The sequence below is a fragment of the Flectobacillus sp. genome (genome assembly GCF_049240685.1).
Lineage (GTDB): Bacteria > Bacteroidota > Bacteroidia > Cytophagales > Spirosomataceae > Flectobacillus.
Map to the genome: position 1 here is coordinate 1 of NZ_JBMLSD010000079.1, position 2,267 is coordinate 2,267.

At 36.3% G+C, this 2,267-nt stretch carries 2 protein-coding genes; one reads left to right on the top strand and one right to left on the bottom strand.

The window, feature by feature from the left end; translation table 11 throughout:
* Window positions 1–266: 266 nt before the first annotated feature.
* Window positions 267–692, bottom strand: coding sequence for a heavy-metal-associated domain-containing protein (locus ACOVQ4_RS03815; protein ID WP_421819329.1), 426 nt, complete (start codon window positions 690–692; stop codon window positions 267–269).
* Between the two features lie 412 nt (window positions 693–1,104).
* On the opposite strand from ACOVQ4_RS03815, the gene ACOVQ4_RS03820 reads away from it, so the two are divergent.
* Window positions 1,105–2,022 (top strand): SDR family oxidoreductase, encoded by a 918-nt coding sequence (locus ACOVQ4_RS03820; RefSeq protein ID WP_421819330.1) that lies wholly within the window; start codon window positions 1,105–1,107, stop codon window positions 2,020–2,022.
* Window positions 2,023–2,267 lie beyond the last annotated feature (245 nt).

A 2,267-nucleotide genomic window follows, 5' to 3' on the forward strand; every position in this document is an offset into this window, starting at 1 on the left:
ATTTTGCACGATAACTTATAACATTTTAAATACTACAACCTTCCTCATTTTGAATCTATAATTAGTTATGTACGAAGAATACCCAACAATTTATGATTTCGGAAATAAAGCAAAACAATTTTATTTTTTACAAAATATAGAAGTCTCTACATCCGAAATAAACAGTTTTTAGATTCCTTCATACACCCCTAATCCATAATAGCAAATAGCAATTGAGTATACGTAATCTTTTGAGGTAAACAAAGGACGGATCTTACCCGCAAGATTTATCTAAAACATAATGCTTTTTTGGCATCAAGAACAAAGTCAATATAGCTCATCGGAATGGGGCATTTAGGGCCATCCATTTGGCTAAATTCTAGTTTTGTTGCACTAACAGGAAACCTCTCAACCTTTTGTTTGAGCGTTTCTTCATTGACCTCATCAGCGTGATAAGTCACGCTAACTGTCTGACTTTTAGGATTCACCGTTGCGGCTGTTACTCCTAATGTACCTTCCAACGACGATGCTAAGGAAGTGCTATCGGAGGTTGAAAGTGGTTTTGAGAGGTTGAACACTACCAATTGAATTGGTTTCAAGTTAAGTTTGTCTGAAAGCGATGGTTCTTCTAAATTTGCATATACTACAAAAGCCACAAATAGAACACCCACAGTCAGACAAACTGCTTTGGTTACTTTCAATAAAGTTTTCATAAACATTCAGGATATATAAAATTAGTAAGGATATCTGTCTATATTTTTCTAAGTAAATTGGTACTTTTTGTCAAGGATAGTCGTTTGCTATTTTTCTTTATTACTTATAAAAATTTGAAAGCAAAATAGCAGTAAAGTAAATTGAAATAAAAAATTAAAACTACAAGGCTGATTGCGTAAAGGCCACAAACAACCATCGGCGGGTAAACCGATTATTGTTTTCGACTTACAAACATATCTACGGCTATTACGAAAGTTTGGATTTATCTATCATTAAATTTTTTATTTTTTTCTTAGTTTATGAACATCTAAAACAAAAACTCAGCACTTTGTTTTGAACTTGATCATAACTTACATGAAAATGTGGCGCATAAATAAGCCTGAAGCGATTCTTAAATAAATGACTAACACCATGCAGAAAATTCTAATTACAGGTGCCAATGGGTTGTTGGGACAAAAGTTAGTGCATTTACTAGCCAATAATCCAACAATTGATCTTATTGCAACAGCCAGAGGAAAGAGCAGGCTTCCTATTTCAGAGGGGTTTCGTTACCTAGAAATGGACTTGAATAACCCTACTCAAATAGAGTCGGTCATCCAAGAAATACAACCAGATAGTATAATCCACACGGCAGCGATGACCAATGTAGATATTTGTCATCAAGACCCAACAGGCTGTTGGAATGCTAATGTTAGAGCGGTAGAATATTTGATAGAGCAATGCCAACGACATCATATCTATTTGTGTCATGTCTCAACAGATTTTGTTTTTGATGGCGAAAATGGGCCATATAAAGAAGACGCTCAACCAGCTCCTATTTCGGTATATGGAAAGAGTAAATATGAGGCAGAATTGAGAGTACAGGCTTCTGGACTCAGATGGAGCATTATCCGTACAGTATTGGTGTATGGAATTGTACCTGATATGAGTAGGAGTAATATTATTCTTTGGGTAAAAAATTCATTAGAAAAAGGGCAGGCAATCAAGGTTGTGAGCGATCAATTAAGAACCCCTACCCTAGCCGAAGATTTGGCCAAAGGATGCTGGTTGGCTACTCAAAAACAAGCAGAAGGTATCTTTCATATTTCGGGTAAAGACTTGATGAGCCCTTATGATATGGCAATGGCAACTGCCGATTACTTTAAGTTGGATAAGCAACTAATTACCGAAGTAACGGCAGCCACGTTTACACAGGAAGCCAAACGTCCACCCCGTACAGGTTTTGTGCTCGACAAAGCGATTCATGAACTTGGGTATGAACCCGTAAGCTTTTGGGAAGGCATTGAAATTATGGTAGAACAGTTAAAAGCTATTACTTCGCCATCATAAATTTAATTTTTGGGTCTTTAGCTTTCAGATAACGGCTTTAAAAACAAATTAACACGCTTTTTTACAGAAAGCTGTAGGCTGTAAGCTATAAGCTGTAGGCTGTAGGCTGTAGGCTGTAAGCATTAGGCAAAAACACATCTATCCTTGATAAAAAACAACTTAACACTCTTTGCCTGTTGCCTTGTGCCTTTAAGCCGTAAGCATTAGGCAAAAACACATTTATCCTTGATAAAAAACAACTTAAC

Coding starts and splice junctions, on each gene's coding strand:
- ACOVQ4_RS03815 (WP_421819329.1), bottom strand. CDS start 692: ATGAAAACTTTATTGAAAGTAACCAAAGCAGTTTGTCTGACTGTGGGT.
- ACOVQ4_RS03820 (WP_421819330.1), top strand. CDS start 1,105: ATGCAGAAAATTCTAATTACAGGTGCCAATGGGTTGTTGGGACAAAAG.